Origin of the sequence: Streptomyces sp. NPDC051173 (assembly GCF_040689515.1) — a bacterium.
Taxonomy (GTDB): Bacteria; Actinomycetota; Actinomycetes; order Streptomycetales; family Streptomycetaceae; genus Streptomyces.
Genome location: NZ_JBFBBD010000048.1, coordinates 1 through 16,974 on the forward strand (window position 1 = coordinate 1; position 16,974 = coordinate 16,974).

General features: G+C 74.5%; 12 protein-coding genes and 1 pseudogene. 1 reads left to right on the forward strand and 12 read right to left on the reverse strand.

The genetic code is table 11. The annotated features are described in order from the left end of the window. Positions 1-260: 260 nt before the first annotated feature. The 7 genes and pseudogenes from AB0435_RS23000 to AB0435_RS23030 form a co-directional block, all read right to left on the reverse strand. Entirely contained in the window at positions 261-635 is a 375-nt protein-coding gene (locus AB0435_RS23000; protein ID WP_366427847.1) for a GntR family transcriptional regulator, read from the reverse strand. Positions 636-729: 94 nt separating this feature from the next. Next, positions 730-2,583: an asparagine synthase (glutamine-hydrolyzing) gene (gene asnB, locus AB0435_RS23005; protein ID WP_366427848.1), complete on the reverse strand. Its 1,854-nt coding sequence runs from the start codon at positions 2,581-2,583 to the stop codon at positions 730-732. A gap of 220 nt (positions 2,584-2,803) precedes the next feature. After that, positions 2,804-3,994 (reverse strand): type III PLP-dependent enzyme, encoded by a 1,191-nt coding sequence (locus tag AB0435_RS23010; protein ID WP_366005000.1) that lies wholly within the window; start codon positions 3,992-3,994, stop codon positions 2,804-2,806. Further along, positions 3,991-5,712 (reverse strand): IucA/IucC family protein, encoded by a 1,722-nt coding sequence (locus AB0435_RS23015; RefSeq protein WP_366427849.1) that lies wholly within the window; start codon positions 5,710-5,712, stop codon positions 3,991-3,993. Before AB0435_RS23015 ends, AB0435_RS23010 begins: the two co-directional genes overlap by 4 nt. A gap of 249 nt (positions 5,713-5,961) precedes the next feature. Next, positions 5,962-6,227, reverse strand: a pseudogene (locus AB0435_RS23020) (IucA/IucC family protein); the annotation flags it as partial. Positions 6,228-6,275: 48 nt separating this feature from the next. Beyond that, positions 6,276-7,595: a siderophore biosynthesis protein gene (locus AB0435_RS23025; protein WP_366004998.1), complete on the reverse strand. Its 1,320-nt coding sequence runs from the start codon at positions 7,593-7,595 to the stop codon at positions 6,276-6,278. 134 nt (positions 7,596-7,729) lie between these two features. Then, positions 7,730-9,238, reverse strand: coding sequence for a carboxyl transferase domain-containing protein (locus tag AB0435_RS23030; RefSeq protein WP_366004997.1), 1,509 nt, complete (start codon positions 9,236-9,238; stop codon positions 7,730-7,732). Between the two features lie 164 nt (positions 9,239-9,402). Between AB0435_RS23030 and AB0435_RS23035 the strand changes: the two genes are divergently transcribed. After that, entirely contained in the window at positions 9,403-10,260 is an 858-nt protein-coding gene (locus tag AB0435_RS23035) for a hypothetical protein (RefSeq protein ID WP_366004996.1), read from the forward strand. A 13-nt stretch (positions 10,261-10,273) separates the two neighbouring features. Here the strand turns inward: AB0435_RS23035 and AB0435_RS23040 are convergent, their stop codons facing one another. From AB0435_RS23040 to dnaE, 5 genes are all read right to left on the reverse strand, one after another. Next, entirely contained in the window at positions 10,274-10,615 is a 342-nt protein-coding gene (locus AB0435_RS23040; protein ID WP_366427850.1) for an MmcQ/YjbR family DNA-binding protein, read from the reverse strand. Positions 10,616-10,641: 26 nt separating this feature from the next. After that, positions 10,642-11,148, reverse strand: a complete 507-nt coding sequence (locus tag AB0435_RS23045) for a DUF402 domain-containing protein (RefSeq protein WP_366427851.1) — start codon at positions 11,146-11,148, stop codon at positions 10,642-10,644. Positions 11,149-11,294: 146 nt separating this feature from the next. Then, complete coding sequence (locus tag AB0435_RS23050; RefSeq protein WP_366008389.1) at positions 11,295-12,167, reverse strand: triacylglycerol lipase; 873 nt, start codon at positions 12,165-12,167, stop codon at positions 11,295-11,297. A 150-nt stretch (positions 12,168-12,317) separates the two neighbouring features. Further along, the gene (locus tag AB0435_RS23055) at positions 12,318-13,376 is read right to left on the reverse strand and encodes a hypothetical protein (protein WP_366427852.1); all 1,059 of its coding nucleotides are present in this window, start codon (positions 13,374-13,376) and stop codon (positions 12,318-12,320) included. Beyond that, the gene (gene dnaE, locus AB0435_RS23060) at positions 13,373-16,915 is read right to left on the reverse strand and encodes a DNA polymerase III subunit alpha (RefSeq protein WP_366427853.1); all 3,543 of its coding nucleotides are present in this window, start codon (positions 16,913-16,915) and stop codon (positions 13,373-13,375) included. The genes AB0435_RS23055 and dnaE overlap by 4 nt, the downstream gene beginning before the upstream one ends. Between the last annotated feature and the right edge of the window lie 59 nt (positions 16,916-16,974).

The following is a 16,974-nucleotide window of genomic DNA, read 5'->3' on the forward strand; positions in this document are numbered from 1 at the left end:
AGGCGGTCTAGGCCCGGATTTCGCACGTGCCTCGTTCGGTTGGAACGGGGCACGTGCGAAATCCGGGCCTAGACGGCGAACAGTTCCCTGGGGGAGTTTGAGGACGCGCCCGCAGGCCGCTCCCGCCGCAGGCGGCAACGGACCCGCAGCTCGGGGTCTGGGGCAGCGCCCCAGTTTCGGGAAGGGGCGGGGTGGGGGAAAGCCCGCCGCAGGCGGTACACGGATCGGCCCACCGGGCCACGCCCTGGCGTTACGGCGCCTCAACCACCGTACGTCGCACGCAGCGCCTCCTCGGCCGCCGCCAGAGCCGCGGCGCGGTCGAGGCCCAGCCGGTGCGCACGCTGCGCGAAGGTCGCGGCCGCGGCCGCCGCCTCCCGTGCCGCCGTGTCCCCGGGCGCCGCCACGAACGTGCCGTGGCGGCCCCGGGTCTCGATGACACCGTCCGTCTCGAGCGCGCGGTACGCCTTGGCCACCGTGTTCGCCGCGACGCCGAGTTCTTCCGCGAAGCCCCGTACGGTCGGGAGCTTGTAGCCGACGGGCAGCGCGCCGGAGCGGGCCTGTCCGGCGATGGCGGCGCGGATCTGCTCGAAGGGCGGCTCGGCCGCGTCGGGGTCGACGGTCAGGTGCAGGGCCACGGTGGGACTCCCGGTTCGGCGAAGGGTGACGAAGGGTGAAGAAGGGGTGTGTCACCCATTGTGCGTCAGGCGGTCCCACCGTGCCCGGGTGGTGTCAGAGCTCCAGCGACGCGCCGTAGGTGGTCAGCCAGGTGTCGAGGCTGAGGACCAGCTCGGTGGTGGACTGGAACGCCTCGCCGGCGCCCTGGTCGAGCGAGCCGGTGACGGCCGCGGTGTCCAGCAGCGCGTGGACGGGCTTGTTCCGGTCGGCCAGCACGCGGCGCAGCTCCGCGCGCAGGACGCCGGGGTAGCGCGGGTCCTGGCTGCTGGGGTAGGGGCTCTTGACGCGGTCCGCGACGGAGGCGGGGAGCAGGTCGCGGGTGGCGGCGCGCAGCAGGGACTTCTCGCGGCCGTCGAAGGTCTTCATCGCCCAGGGGGTGTTGAAGACGTACTGCACGAGGCGGTGGTCGCAGAAGGGCACGCGCACCTCCAGGCCGGTGGCCATGCTCACGCGGTCCTTGCGGTCGAGCAGCAGCTGCACGAAGCGGGTGAGGTGCAGATAGCTGATCTCGCGCATGCGGGCTTCGAGGCCGGTCTCGCCCGCGAGCCGGGGGACCTCGGCGAGGGCCTCGCGGTAGCGGCTCTCGCGGTAGCCGGCGAGGTCGATCTTCTGGAGGAGGCCCGGGTCGAGGAAGTCGGTGCGGTCGCCGCTGCCGTCGCCGGAGACGGTGTCGAAGATGCGGGCCGTGAGCCAGGGGAAGGTGTCGCCGTTGACGGCCTCGGCGTCGTGGAACCAGCGGTAGCCGCCGAAGACCTCGTCGGCCGACTCGCCCGACAGCGCGACCGTGGAGTGCCCGCGGATCGCCTTGAAGAGGAGGTAGAGCGAGGTGTCGACCTGGCCGAAGCCGACGGGCAGGTCGCGGGAGCGCAGCACGGCGTCGCGGTTGGCGCGGTCCATCAGGGTCGCGGTGTCGAGGACGATGTCGGCGTGGTCGGCGCGTACGTGCTCGGCGAGGGCGTGCGCGAACGGGCCGTCGGGGGTGCCGCGCAGGTCGCTGGCCCTGAAGTTCTCGGCGTGGCCCGCGAAGTCGACGGCGAAGGAGCGCACCGGGCCGTGGCCGCCGTCGGCCAGGCCCTTGGCGGCGAGGGCGGTGATGACGGAGGAGTCGAGCCCGCCGGAGAGCAGGGTGCACAGGGGGACGTCGGCGATGAGCTGGCGGGAGACGATGTCCTCCAGCAGCTCGCGGATGTGGCCGACGGTGGTGTCGAGGTCGTCGGTGTGCTCGTGGGACTCCAGCGCCCAGTAGCTGCGCTCGGTCAGTCCGCCGCGGCGCACCCGGACGGTGTGGCCGGGCCGCACCTCGCGCATGCCCTTGTAGATGCCGTGGCCGGGGGTCTTGGTGAAGGCCAGCATCTCGGCGAGGCCCTCGGCGTCGACGACCGGGCGGACGTCGGGGTGGGCGAGGATCGACTTGGGCTCGGAGCCGAAGATCACGCCGTCGCGGGTGGGGAAGTAGAAGAGCGGCTTGACGCCCATGCGGTCGCGGACGAGGAGGAGCTCCTCGGTGCGCGGGTCCCAGACGGCGAAGGCGTAGATGCCGTTGAGGCGTTCGGCGGCGGCCTCGCCCCATTCGAGGTAGGCGTGGAGCACGACCTCGGTGTCGCTGGTGGTGCGGAAGGTGTGGCCGCGGCCCTCCAGCTCGGCGCGCAGCTCACGGAAGTTGTAGACCTCGCCGCTGTAGGTGGTGGCGAGCAGGGTGCGGCCGTCGTGCTCGACGAGCATGGGCTGCTTGCCGCCGTCGAGGTCGATGATGGACAGCCGGCGGTGCCCCAGTGCGGCGTGGGTGTCCAGCCATATGCCCCCGGCGTCGGGACCGCGGCAGATGTGGGTCTCGTTCATCGCGTCGAGCGTGCCGCGCGCCGCGTTGAGGTCCTGGTCGTAGGCGATCCATCCGGTGATGCCGCACATGCTCGCGATGCTCCCCTTCGCTGGGCCGCCCCGGCCGGTCGGTCCCGGGTGCGGCTGTCCCCGTGTGTGACAGGCCCGCCGTGATCCGCGCGGCACGCCGTGAAGATCACCCTACGCCCGCATAGATGCATTCACCATGTATGGACGAGAAAACATTCGGATCGGATCAGAAACCGGCGGTAACCCATCCCACCTGCGAAAAAAGCCTGCTGACGAGCCGTCAGTCAAGAAAGTGGAACGTAGGTTCCGGATGCATCAGGAAATCGTGGTGCGAGATGTTCCAGGCGTACGCGCCCGCCATCGCGAACGCGATCCGGTCCCCCACCCGCAGCTCGGCGACGGGCACCTGCCGCGCGAGGACGTCCTTGGGCGTGCACAGCTGCCCGGTCAGGGTCACGGGCTCGTCGAGCGCGGCGGGACGCGGCCAGGCGCGCGGCCACTCCTCGACCGGCAGCACGGTGAAGGGCTGGTCGTGCGCCTTGGCGGCGGGTGTGCGCAGGTGGTGGGTGCCGCCCCGCAGGACCGCGAACGCCTCCCCCCGGCTGTGCTTGAGGTCGAGGACCTCGGTGACGTACCAGCCGCAGTGCGCGGCCAGCGAGCGGCCGGGTTCCGTCCGCAGGGTGAGGCCGGGGTGCGCGGAGGCGAGTTCGCGCAGGCCCGCGCCGTAGGCCCGCCAGTCGAAGCGGGTGTGCGGGCGGACGTAGTCGACGGCCATCCCGCCCCCGACGTTCACCTCGGTCAAGGCGATCGAGTGCCGGTCGGCCAGGGCCCGCGTCCAGCTCACCACCCGCGACGCGACCGCGAGGTGCGTCGCCGCGTCGAGCCCGCTGGCGAGGTGGGCGTGGATGCCCCGCAGCCGCAGCCGGCGGCCGCGCAGCAGCGGAATACAGGCTTCCGCGCGATGGGGGTCGAGGCCGAAGGGACCGGGTCCGCCGCCCATGGCCAGTGCCGCGCCGTCCAGTTCACCGCTCTCGCCCACGGGGAGGTTGACGCGCAGGAGTATGTCGGCGGACGCGTCGCCGGGCCGCTCGTCGGCGAGGTCCGCGAGCAGCCTCAGCTCGCTCTCGCTCTCCACGTGGAAGCGCTCCACGCCCAGTTCGAGGGCGAGCCGCAGCTCCTCCTCGGTCTTGCCGGGACCGCCGAAGGCGAGCGGCAGCCCGGGAACCTCCGCCCTGACGTGGGCCAGTTCGCCACCGGAGGACACCTCGTAGCCGTCGACGTGCGGGGCGAGCGCCCGGAGGATCCCCGGCGCGGGGTTGGCCTTGGCCGCGTAGTACAGCTCAACGCCCTCCGGCAGCGCGGCGCGCACCTCGCGGGCGTGGCCGTCGAGCGCGGTGAGGTCGTGGACGTACGCGGGCAGTTCGGCGCCGGGCAGGCGGGCGGCGAGCTCGGCGACGCGAGGGGTGATCATGGTGCGGTGCTCCAGGGTTCGGTACGGGTGGTGCGGGTGGTACGGGTAGTGCGGGTGAGAGCAGACAACAGGTCCGGCACGAGGGGCGAGGCGATGCGGGTGTAGCTCGCGTCCCGGTCGGCCCTGCGCTCCCAGCGGGCCAGCAGATTGGCCTTGGCGGGCAGCGGCGCCCCGGCCACCAGCGCGCGCAGGAGCGGCGGTTCGCCGTGCGCGGCGGCGCGGGCGGCCAGGATCCGGCGGACGGCGGCCCACAGCTCGGGTTCGAGGTGGGGGTGGAGGTCGGCGAGCACGGCGAGCATCTCGGCGACGTGGTTGACGAGGAGGCAGTAGACGACCCGGTCCCAGCCACGCTCACGGCCGTACGTCAGGGAGCGGGCCACGTCCTCCGGCAGCGCGGCGAGGGCGGCGGCGTGCCGCCCCGCGAGCAGCTTGGTGCCTTCGAGGTCGCGGAAGAGCACCTGGCGGGGCACGCCGTCGCCGCCGACGCCCACCACGACGTTCTGGAGGTGCGGTTCGAGGACGACGCCGTGGTCGAAGTAGGCGGCGAGCACGGGCGGCACGAGCAGCCCGAGGTAGGCGTCCCACCAGGCGAGCGCCCCGGCGGGCCCGGCGCCGGCCAGGAGCAGGCCGAGATGGGCGCCGCCGGTGGGGTATTCATCGGCGACGGCCGCCGCGAGCAGCCCGGTGACGCCGGGGGCGAGCCGGGCGGCGAGGCCCTCGCGGACGATGACGCCGAAGCCCTCCGCGAGGTCGCGGCTGCCGAGGTCGAGGGTGCGGTAGCCGGGCTCGCGCAGCAGGTCGGCGCCGGGGAAGCGGGCGGCCAGGGCGGTGGCGACGGGCTCCAGCAGCCGGGTGAGCGCGACGGCGCCCGCCAGCTCGTACTCGGCGTTCTTGCGCAGGCAGTTGGTGATGCGGACGTTGAGGCTGAACTTCAGGAAGTCCCGGCCGTCGTAGAGGGTGCGTACGGACGCGGTGGGCGCGAAGCCGTCGCCGCCGGGCCCGAGGTCGCGCACGTCGCCCCGGGCGAGGGCGGCGCGCAGCGCGGGGTGGTCGCGGAGCATGGCGTACTGCCAGGGGTGCGCGGGCAGCAGACGGTATCCCTCGGGCACGGGCCGCTGCCGGTCGAGGACGGCCAGGGCGCCGTCCGTCGCGACCTCCTCGCGCACGTGCTCGCGGCGTACGGCCAGGTGGCGCAAGGGGAACCGGGCGCGGCTCTCGGGGGCGTAGCGGTCCCAGTCACCGGCGGTGCCGGTGCGGGCCTTGGGGGTGGGGTGGAAACGGTGACCGAAGACCAGGGACTGCTCGGAGTCCAGATAGGCGTCGGTCCCCGCCTCACCGCGTGCGGCGCCGAGGGCGGCGCTCACCCCGGCGTGGCTGGCGGCCACCTGCCCGAGGAACTCGTCGTTCCGGACGCCCGTACGCAGCTCCAGCTCCCGGTGGACGCGCTCGGCGAGCGCCTGCCAGGTCAGCTCGGTCCAGGTGGCGCCACGCCGCTCGGCCACCGGCCCGGTGAAACGGTGGGCGCCGATGAGGGACGCACGGCGCACCCCGACGCGGAGCAGGGTGCCGCCGCGGGGCAGGCGCAGCATCAGCCGGCCGTCGGCGACGGCGGTCCGGTGCTCGGGCCCGGAGACCTCGCGGAGCAGGCAGTTGAGGAGGGTGTGGGCGACGACGTGATCGGCGGAGGCTACGCCGGTGAGGGTGGGGGGTGCGGTCATTGTTGGCGGCTCCTGGTGCGGGTTCATTGCTGAGTGCGGGTTCCTTATCGCCTGCGGCGGGGGCGCCCTGCGGGCGCGGCCTCAAACGCCGGCCGGGCTGGGTTGGGCGGACCGTAGCCCATCGTCTGCGGGCCGCAGTCCGTAAAACGCTGGTCCGCGGGCAAAAGGCCACGGTCCTCGGAATCCAGCCCGTCCGGCGCTTGAGGACACCACCGCGCAGCAGTGGTGCGGGAACGGCAACAGCCGTCGTCATCCACCCACCCCCCGGAGGTAATTGGAGCCCTCCACATAGCGCTTGTTGATGTCGGTCGCCCCCGAGCGTTCCTTCGTGAGGAGGGTGCCGGCCGTGATCATGGCCTTCACGGGGAGGTGGTCGGCGTTCAGGACGCGGGTGCGCAGGGTGGCGGCCGCGTCGGGGGCGGTGGTGGCGACGCGGTCCAGCGCCTCGGTGAGCCGCTCGCGGATCCGGTGCAGCAGGGCGTCCAGGGGGCGCGGCCGAGGCGGGCGAGTTCGAAGGCGGAGGACCCGCTGGAGGAGTTCGCCCTCCAGCGCGGCAGCGTCGGTCAGGCCCATGGCGTGATCTCCCAGCGCCGCGCCGCCAGGAATTCCTCGACGGCGCGGTCGATCCGGCCCTGGTCTGTGCCGGTCGCCCGGATGACCCCGAGGTAGTCGCGGTTGGTGCGGTGGAGCGGGTGCGCCTCGCCGGTCGCGCGCAGCGGCCGGTACACCAGCCGTACGCCGTCGCGTTCCGTGTCGCTCGCCGGAGGCGCCGCGGTGAGCGTGCCGCCGCGGTCGGCGCAGACGTACTCCACGCGCGCCCGGCCGTCCGCGCGGGCGTCCAGGCGGGCGGGCAGCCGCTCGCCGAGGTGGGTGCGGAGGATGCGCTCGAAGAGGGGGATGCCGAGGGCGTCGACGAGCGCCAGGTCGCACTGGTCGCCGATGGCACGGTAGTTGACCTCGACGATGCGGGCGCGGTCACCTTGGACGACGTACTCGGTGTGGCAGGCGCCGAATCCGACGCCGATCGCGCGCAGTTGCCGCAGGGCGTCGGCGGCGTGCGGGTGCGGCGGGCCGGGCAGCAGGGTGAGCCGTTCCTCGGTGAAGTACGGCAGGGGGGAGAGTCCGGTGCGGAAGGTGCCGAGGGTGTGCAGGGCGTGCCCGTCGCCGAGCGTCTCCAGGGTGTGCAGCGGGCCGTCCAGGTACTCCTCGACGACCAGCGCGGCGCCGGGCCTTCGCACGCGTGTCTCGCGGCAGCGGTCGGCGAGTTCGCCGGCGTCGCCGATCAGCACCACGTCCTCGCTGGCCACGCCTTCGCGCGGCTTGAGCACGCAGGGGAAGGGGATGCCGCGGAGGGCGGGGCCGGCCGGGTCGTCGTGCGGGCCCAGTTCGGCGGAGCGCACGGTGTCGGCGCCCGCCCCGGCGAGGCTCCGGCGCAGCCGCGCCTTGTCCTTGGCGCGGAGCGCGGCCTTCCAGTCCTTGCCGGGCAGCCCGAAGTAGTCCGCGGCCAGCGCCGCCTGGACCTGGAGGTGGTCGCTGTTGGTGAAGACCGCGTCGGGCCTCCCCAGCCGGTCGATCAGGCCGATGACCTCGCGGAAGTCCCGTACGTCGCAGGCCACGACGTCCGGTCGCGGCAGCGACGGGCGTTTCGCGTACGCGGCGCGGTGGGCGTCCGGCTGATCGGTGAGCAGCGTGACGGCGAGCCCGAGCACGGCGGCCGCGGGCAGGAAGCCTTCGGTGACGGAGTCGGTGGGGTTGCGGGCGAGGAGGTGCAGCCGCCGGGGCGCCGCGCCTCGCCGTCGGACCGCCGTCGGGTGCGGCGGCGTCTGCGCCTGCGGCGGGAGCGCCCCGGCGGGCGCGTCCGGCCCCGCCACGTCTCCCGCCATGTCTGTCCGGCTATGGGGGGCACCTGGCGGAGCCACTGGTTCGACCACAGACAGACATTAAGTTAGGCGAGCCTAACCTTGTCAATCGCCTTAAAGGATCGGCGTCTTATGTCGCGTTCATCCCTGCCGCGCCGTCACCCCGGCAGCCCGATCCTCCGATAGCGCGCCCGCCGGCCCGACAGGCGTTCCCCCTGTTCACGCGCCGCGAGAGCGGCCAGCTCGGCACCGAGGACCCCGCCGAGTCGCGCGAGGAACCCTTCTCCCTCCGCTGCCTCCTCCACGATCACGTCCACGATGCCGTGGGCGAGCAGGTCCGCGGACCGCACTCCTTGCCGGTCGGCGACCTCGTACGCCCGGTCCGTCGTGCGGTGGAGGATCGCCGACGCCCCCTCCGGCGGCAGCGGCGAAAGCCACGCGTGCCGGGCCGCGACGACGCGGTCGGCGGGCAGCAGGGCGAGCGCGGCCCCGCCCGCACCCTGCCCCAGCAGCAGGCAGAGCGTCGGGGCGGGCAGGGTCACGAGGTCGGCGAGGCAGCGGGCGATCTCCCCGGCCAGCCCGCCCTCCTCGGCGTCCCGCGAGAGCGCGGCGCCCGCCGTGTCGACGACGGTGAGCAGGGGGAGGTCCAGCTCGGCGGCGATCCGCATACCGCGCCGCGCGGCCCGCAGCCCGGCGGGGCCGAGCGCCTGCCCGAGGCCCGGTACGGCGGGTTCGCCCCGGTCGTGGCCGAGGACGACGCAAGGCGTACCGCCGACCCTGGCCAGGGCGAGCATCAGGCCGGGGTCGCGCTCCCCCGCCGCCGTACCGCTGAGCGGCGTCACGTCGGTGGCGGCGGCCGCGAGCAACTCCCGTACGCCGGCCCGGCCCGGGAGGCGCGACCGGCGGATCGACTCGGCGGTGGGGACGTCCTCGGGCGGGGCCGTCCCGGCCTCCCCCACTGCGGCAACCGGCCCGGTCGCGGATTCCCCGCACAGGACCCTCAGCGCCCGCGCCGCCACCCCCGAGAGGCGGGACGGCGGGAGCACCGCGTCCACCAGGCCGTTGGCCAGGAGGTTCTCCGCCACCTGGACGCCCGGGGGGAACTCCTCGCCGTAGAGCGCCTGGTGGACGCGCGGGCCCAGGAAGCCGATGAGAGCGCCCGGTTCGGCGGCGGTGAGGTGGCCGAGTGAGCCCCACGAGGCGAGGACGCCGCCGGTCGTGGGGTGGCGGAGATAGACGAGGTAGGGCAGGCCGGCGGCCTTGTGGTCGGTGATCGCGGCGGCGACCTTGACCATCTGGAGGAAGGCGACCGTGCCCTCCTGCATCCGCGTGCCGCCCGACGCGGGCGCCGCCAGCAGCGGCAGCCGCTCGGCCGTGGCCCGCTCCACGGCCCGCACGAGCCGCTCCCCCGCCGCCACCCCGATCGACCCCGCCAGGAAGCGGAACTCGCAGGCCACCAGGGCCACTCGGCGCCCCTGGACACGGCCCTCACCGGTGATGACGGACTCGTCGAGCCCGGTGCGCTCCCGGGCCGCGAGGAGGTCGGCGCGGTAGGCGGCGTCCTCGGTCGTCACCTCGACGGGCTCGTCCCAGCACCGCCAGCTGCCGGGGTCCACGGCGGCTTCGACGATCTCCAGGGCGGTCGCACGGGGGCTGTTCGCAGTCATGTGATCACCCTGCCACGCCCTCGCTCCCGTTTTCGAGACTCACCCGCGGCCCGTGCTGCCGCGTGCCCGGCTCCATGGCCGGTTCCGGACGGCCGTTGTTTCGCCGGTGACCACGGCGCACAGACTGTCGGGGTCGGAGGCGGCGGGCGAGAGGGGCGAGCGGGATGGGCGAGGCGACAGGCACCGGCGCCGCGGCGGTGGGCAGGACCCCGTTCGACGATCTCTACAGCCGGCCGGACCCGCGGGCCTACTTCCGGGTGCTGGGAGCGCTGGGATACCGGACGCCCCACCATGCCCAGGCGGTCTTCCGGCGCCTGGCCGCCGACCGGACGGCGGGGCCGGGACCGGCGGGCGTGCTGGACATCTGCTGTTCCTTCGGCATCAACGCCGCCCTGCTCAATCACGACGTGACGTGGGACGAGCTCCACGCCCGCTACACCTCACCCGAGGCCGGGGCCCTCACCACCGCCGCGCTGATCGCCGACGACCGCGCCTTCTACGCCGCCCGCAGACGGCCCGGCGCGGTGCCGGTGACCGGCCTCGACGCGGCCGCCCCCGCCCTCGGCTACGCGGTCGCGACCGGCCTGCTGGAAGAGGGCTTCGCCGAGAACCTCGAAACCGCCCCGCCCTCCCCGGCCCTGTGCCGCGCCGTGCGCCGCACCCGCCTGATCACGGTCACCGGCGGAGTGAGCTTCCTGTCCCCCCGCACGTTCCGGTCGCTCCTGGCCGCCGCCGAAGTCCCGCCGTGGGTGGCCGCGTTCGTGCTGCGAACCGGCTCGTACGACCACATCGCGGCGGCCCTGGCCACGCACGGGCTGGCCACCGAGAGGAGCACCGCCACCTTCCCGCAGCGCCGCTTCACCGACGAGCGGGAGCAGCGCTACGCGGTGGACGCGGTGGCGGCGGCCGGGGAGGACCCGCGCGGGAAGGAGACCGAGGGCTGTTTCCACGCGTCCCTGCACCTGTCGCGGCCCCCGGCCGACGTGGCGGCCCTCCCGCTGGCGGCCCTGCTGCGGGACTGACCTCCGCCTGCCGTCAGGCGTCCGCGTCCGCGTCGAGCAGCCGCTCCGGTGCCGCCTGCCGCCAGGAGTCCACGATGATGTCGCGCAGTTCGCCCAGGTCCTCCAGCGCGGCGAGCCGCACCCGTACCCACGAGGAACCCGCCTCGTGCGGCGGGACCCAGAACTTCTCCGGCTCAGCGGCGATCAGCTCGGCGCGCTCGTGCCTGGGGCAGCGGACGGCGATGGACGTCTCGTCGTCGGGCACCGTGATGTACATCTTCCCGGCGACCCGGAACGTGGGCATGCTCCACGCCTCCTTCTCCACCGTCTCCGGGAGAGCCATCGCGATACGCCGGACATCATGGGAATCGATCACGGACGACACCTTAGACAGGCGTTCGGTCAGCGGGCGTCGCAGGCGAGCAGTCCGGCGAGCCCTTTCTCCCGGGCCAGTGCCTCCAGTGCGTCCAGCGCCTCGCAGGCCCGGTCCGCCGCCTCGGGGTCGCGGGCCCGCAGGCCGCTCTCCTCGAACTCGTCCTCGTCCAGGCGCAGCACCGTGCCGCCGTCCGCCGACACCCAGAGGTCGAGGTCGAGGTCCTCGACGACCAGTGTGCGGCCGTCGACGGTCGCGGGGCGGGTGATGTCGCAGTACCAGCCCTTCAGGGCGCCGTCGGCGGACCGGACCTCCTTGACCGCGTACCAGCGGTCGCGCCAGTAGTGCTCGGTGAAGACGTCGCCGTGCTCGAAGCGGACGAAGCCGAAGTCCCGGTCCGCCGCGCCCGCCCACGGGGCGCGTACGGCGAGGTGGGTGCCGTCGTCGTGGACGACGGCCGCGGGGTAGCGCACCTTGGTCCGCTCCCTCTTCGTCAAGGTGACCGTCATGTCACTGCCCGCCGTCAGAATGGTCATGGTGCTCTCGATTCCGCGCTCTTCGCCGTCAGTTCCGGCGGCAGCGTCTCCCGGTGACGGGCGGCGGGTCCACCGGTTTTCCGCGGGCCGCCCGAAAAGCCGGAAGGCGCCCGGGACTTCTCCCGGGCGCCCGGACTTCTTGCCGGTCAGCTCAGCATCGTCTTGCAGGTGGTCGGCGTCGCGTTCGCGGGGTCGAGGGCGTTGGCCGTCTCGTGGAAGGCGAGGCGGTCGATCGTGCCCAGGGTCAGGTGCATGGAGATGTCGACCGGGCAGAGGTCCTGGACGACGACGTTCCGCACGTTCGGGCCGGAGAGGAACGCGGAGGTGTAGGGGGTGACGACCTCGTCGTACTTCGTGGCGATCACGGTGTAGTTGACGCCGGGCACGGTGTCGCCGCCCTCGTTGAGGCGGCGCATGAAGTCGGAGCCGACGACCTGGTCGGTGAGGCCGGGGGTGAGGCCCTTGAGGACCCCGCGCGCGCCGGGGACGACGTCCAGGAGCTTGGTCAGGCCGGACAGCGTCGTGCCGTGGTTGTTGGGGGCTATGCCCACGAGGGAGCCCACCTTGGGCGCGCCGCCCAGGAACTTGAGGTAGTAGCGGGGCATCATCCCGCCCTGGGAGTGGCCCACGATGTCGACCTTGGAGGCCCCCGTCCGCGCCAGCACCGTGTCGACGAACGAGGCGAGCTTGCCGGCCCCCTCCTCGATCGGCCCGAGGCCGTAGAAGGCGGGGATGCCGAGCACCTGGCCGTAGTCGAAGGAGTAGACGCAGTAGCCCCGTTCGACCAGATAGGGCGCGAGGGAGAACCAGTTGTCCGTGCCGTTCTCGAGCGTGCCGTGGACGAGGACGACGGGCCGCGGGTGCGCGGCCGACGGCTTGCAGGAGTCGTTGTTCCAGCCACTGGTGACCGGAGCGGCGTGGGCCGGGGTGGCCGTCGCGAGCGTCGGGGCGACGGCGGCCGCCAGGGTCAGCGCCAGTGCGGGCAGCAGGGCGCGGAAGGATCTGCGGCGCAGCTTCATCTGAACTCCTCGCAGGTGGGGGATGCGCACGTCGGACCGGCACCGGCGGGTGGGTTTCCGGCGCGTTAAGAAGACGTGAACTTACTTGCGAGTAGGGTGCGCGGTGTTTTTGCTTTCGTCAAGCAAATGCACCGAGTTGGGCAGAAAGGTTCAGGCCACGCCCAGCGTCGCCGCGGGCCCCACCGACCCCGCCCCGAAGCGCGCCCGCGCCCGGTCGACGGCCGCCTCGATCCGGCGCGCCTTGTCGTCGGCGGGGTCGAAGGTCAGCTGGTACGGGGCGGGTCCGGCGGGGCCGACCCCCTCCGCGCGCAGCGCCACCGCCCGCACCCGGGCCCGCTGCAGGCCGAGTGCCGCGTGCAGCGCGTACGCGGTGGCGGTCAGCACCGGGGTGTGCGCGGTCGGTTCGGTGAAGGACCTGGTGCGGGTGGTCGAGGAGCCGTCGGCGTAGCGGACGGTGAGCGTCAGCCCGCGGGCGGTCCGCCCGCCCTCCCGCAGCCGCGCCCCGAGCCCGTCGGCGAGCGTGAGCAGGGCGCGGCGCCGGTGGCCGTCGTCCAGTTCGTCCCCGGCGAAGCGGTGCTCCGCGCCCATCGACCGGGCCCGCTCCCCCGGCGTGACGGGCGTCGGGTCGAGGCCGCGCGCCCGCTCGTGGATCCGCCGGCCCGCGGCCGCCCCGAGGATCCGCTGGAGCGCGGGGAGCGGCGCGGCGGCGATCCGGCCGACGCTGTCGAGCCCGTACGAGCACAGGGTGCGGGCGGTCGCCGGGCCGACGCCGTACAGCGCGGCGGCCGGCTTGCGGGCGAGGAAGGCGGCCACGGCGGCGGGGTCGCCGGGGAGCGCGCGCACCGCCCCGGGCGGGCCGTCGTGCGCGGCCATCCGCGCCAGCATCGGGTTGGCCGCGATGCCGACCGTGCAGTCGGCCGCGTACCGCGCGAGCGCGCGGACGCGCAGCAGGCCGGCGAGTTCGGCCGGGTCGTGCGCGAAGTAGCGCACGGCGCCGCGGACGTCCATCAGCGCGGCGTCGGGAGGCAGCGCCTGGACGACGGGCGTCACATCGGTGAGCAGGGCGAGCAGGCCGTCGTACGTCTCCTCGTCGACGGCCGCGCCGCCGGTGGGGTGGAAGTGCACGTACAGGACGGTCGTCTCCCCCGGGAGGGGCGGGACAGAGGAAAGCGGCTGGGGCCGGGCAGAAGAAGGGAGGCGCTCGGTCATCGTCCCGCGCTCCCCGGGCTCGCGTGCCACAACTTCCTTCCGGTGGGCGCGCCTTCACCCGCCGGCCGGAGGTCGGCCCAGGGGTGCATCGCGTAGCCGGTGGACAGGTGGATGCGGCGGGACGGTGCCGCGCCGGACGGGCCGGCGGGGCTCGCCAGCAGTTCGGCCACCGCGCGCAGGCCGCCGTCCGCGCGGAGCCTGGTGAGCTCCGCGAGGTCCCACGCCGCCGCGCCCACCACGCTGAGGCTGCGGGGGCCGCGCCGCTGGACCACGCCGCGCACGAGCAGCAGCCAGGAGTGGAAGACGGTGTGCGCGCACCGCTCGTGGCTGGGGGCACCTCCCAGGCCGCCAGGCCTAGGGGGAGCGTCGAAGAAGGCGCAGTCGACCAGGCCCGTGCCGTCGTCCAGGGTCGTGAAGATGACCCGCCTGCCCGAGCGGACCGGCGGGGTCTGGGTGGCGGCCTTGGCGCCCGCGACCAGGACGGTCTCACCGTGCCGCGCGTCGCGCAGCCGCTTCGCCGGGAGGGCGCCCAGCTCGGCGAGGAACGCCCGGTGGTCGGACATCAGATGGCGCGAGGCGTCCATGCCGAGCACGCTCAGCTCGGCGCCGAGGCGCTCCTCCGCGTCGAGGTCGGGCAGGCCCACGGGCGCGGCGCGGGCGCTGTCGACCAGCGTCGGCTGGGCGGCGGGGCCGCGTCGCCGCCGGTGCAGTTCGGCGATGTGCAGCAGCAGGTCACGGCGGTTGGGGCCGAAGGCGTCCAACGCGCCAACGCGCGCGAGCCGTTCGGCGACGGGCCGGGCGGGGTGGGCGCGCTGCCACAGGTCCTGGAGCGAGGTGTAGGGCTGCCCGGCGACGATCCGCGCCGTCTCGGCCTCGGTGATGCCCTGCACCTCGGAGAGCGCGAGCCGGATCCCGAATTCCCCGGACACCAGTTCGATCCGATGGGCGGCCGCCGACCGGTTCACGTCCAGCGGCAGGACCGGCACCCCGCGCCGCCGCGCGTCCGCGAGCAGCAGCCGCTTGGGATACATCCCCGGGTCGTGCGTGAGCAGCCCCGCGTAGAAGGCCGCCGGGTGATGGGCCTTCAGCCAGGCGGACTGGTAGGTCGGCACCGCGAACGCCACGGCGTGCGCCTTGCAGAAGCCGTAGCTGCCGAACGCCGCCACGATCTCCCAGGTGCGGCGGGCCACTTCGGGCGCGTAGCCGCGGGCCGCCGCCTCCGCCGCGAACCACGCGCGCACCCGGCCCACCGACTCCGGGTCCGACAGCGCGCGGCGCGTCTCGTCCGCGAAGTGCCGGTCGCAGCCGGTCATGATCCGCAGGATCTCGATGATCTGCTCGTGGAAGACGACCACGCCGTATGTCTCGCGCAGCGTCTCCGCGAGGTCCGGGTGGGGGTAGCGCACCGGCGTGCGCCCGTGCCGGGCCGCGACGAAGGGCCGCACCATGTCGGCGGCGACCGGGCCCGGCCGGAAGAGCGAGATGTCGACCACCAGGTCGTGGAAGGTCGAGGGCTGGAGCCGGCCGATGAGGTCCCGCTGGCCGGGCGACTCGATCTGGAAGCAGCCGAGGGTCTCGGTGGAGCGGATCAGCTCGTACGTCGCGGGGTCGCCCGGCCGCACCTGCGCGGGGTCGTCCAGGTCCACCCGGCGACCGGTGGCCCGCTCGATCTCCGCCACCGCGTACGCCATCGCCGACTGCATCCGCACGCCCAGCACGTCGAGCTTGAGCAGCCCGAGGTGTTCGACGTCGTCCTTGTCGAACTGCGCCATCGGGAAGCCCTCGCCGCTGGTCGGCACCACGGGCGTACGGGCCCGCAGCGTCGCGTCAGACAGCAGCACCCCGCACGGGTGCATGGCCATGCCGCGCGGCAGCCCGTCCAGCGCCTCGACCAGCTCCCACAGCCGGCCGTGCTCCTCCGCCGCCACGCCGCGCAGCTCCGGCAGCTCCCTCAGGGCGGCGCGGGCGTCCCGGGCCCGGATGTGCGGGAAGGACTTCGCGAGCCGGTCGACCTCGGCGGGGTCCATGCCGAGGGCGGCGCCCACGTCCCGTACGGCGTGCCGCACGCGGTAGGTCTCGGGCATGGCGACGGTCGCGACCCGGTCCGCGCCGAAGCGGTCGAAGATCGCGCGGTAGACGTCGAGGCGGCGCGCGGACTCCACGTCGATGTCGATGTCGGGCAGCGCGGTGCGGCGGGCCGACAGGAAGCGCTCCATCAGCAGCCCGTGTTCGACGGGGTCGGCGTGGGCGATCCCGAGCAGGTGGTTGACCAGGGAGCCCGCGCCGGAGCCGCGGGCGGCGACCCGGATGCCGAGGGCGCGGGTGTCGTCGACGACCTGGGCGACGGTGAGGAAGTACGAGGGGAAGCCGCGCTGTTCGATGATGCGCAGCTCGTCGTCCAGCCGGTCCCAGTAGCGGCGGTCCCGGCCGTGGCCGCGCAGCACCAGGGCACCGGCGCAGCGGGCGCGCAGCACGCGCGCGGCGGTGCGGTGCCCGGCCCCGACCAGGTGGGGTTCGGGGAAGTGGACGGACCCCAGGCCCAGGTGGTCCTCGGGGTCGACGAGGCACGCGGCGGCGGTCTCCTCGGTCAGGGTGAGCAGCCGGTGCGCGGCGGCGCGGCGGAATCCCGCGGCCTCCACGACCCGCTCGGCGACGGCCGCCATCTCCCCCGGCCCCTTGAGCCAGCGCTCACCGCTGTCGAGGGGCTTGCGGGGGTCGACCGGCACCAGGCGGCGGGCCGCGTCGAGCACGTCGGCGACGGGCCCCTGGCCGGGGTCGGCGTAGCGGACGGCGTTGGTCAGCACGGGGCGTACGCCCTGCTCGGCGGCGAGGCCGAGGGTGCGGGCGGCGAGCCGCAGCGAGCCGGGTCCGGTGCCGGTGCGGCCGTGGCAGACGACCTCCAGCCGCAGGGAGTCACCGAACATTTCCCGCCAGGGCGCGAGCAGCCGCGCGGCCCGGTCGGGGCGCCCGGCGACGAGTGCGCGGCCGACCTCGGAGGAGGGGCCGAGGAGGACGGTCAGGGGCGCCCGGATGCCGGTGGCGGCGGCCGCGAGGTCCTCGTGGGCGAGCCCGGGGCGGGCGGGCGCGTGTCCGGCCGTCCCTCTTCCGGCCGTCCGACTTCCGGTGACCCCGCTTCCAATGGCCCCGCTTCCGATGCTCCCGCCTCCGGTGGCCCACGCGGCGGAGACCAGCCCGCACAGGGCCGCCCAGCCCGCCGCGCCGTCCCGGGCGAGGAAGGTCACGCGGGGCGCGGACTCGTCGACGAAGGCGCCGCCGCGCACAGGGGCGCGCCGGCGGACCGTGGGCCCGAGGGCGGGGGTCCGCTCCCGTACGGCCAGGTCGACGCCGAACAGCGGCCGCACCCCGGCCGGGGCGGCCGCCCTGGCGAACCGGACCGCTCCGGCGAGGCTGTCGCGGTCCGTGAGGGCGACGGCGTCCATGCCGCGCTCGGCGGCGCGCTCGGCGAGCCGCTCCGGGTGTGCGGCGCCGTACCGCATCGAGAACCCCGACGCGGTGCGCAGGTGCGTGAACCCTGCCATCGCACCTCCTGCCGCTCACTCACCCCCTGGCTGATTTCCGCCCCTCCCTCTCCACCATA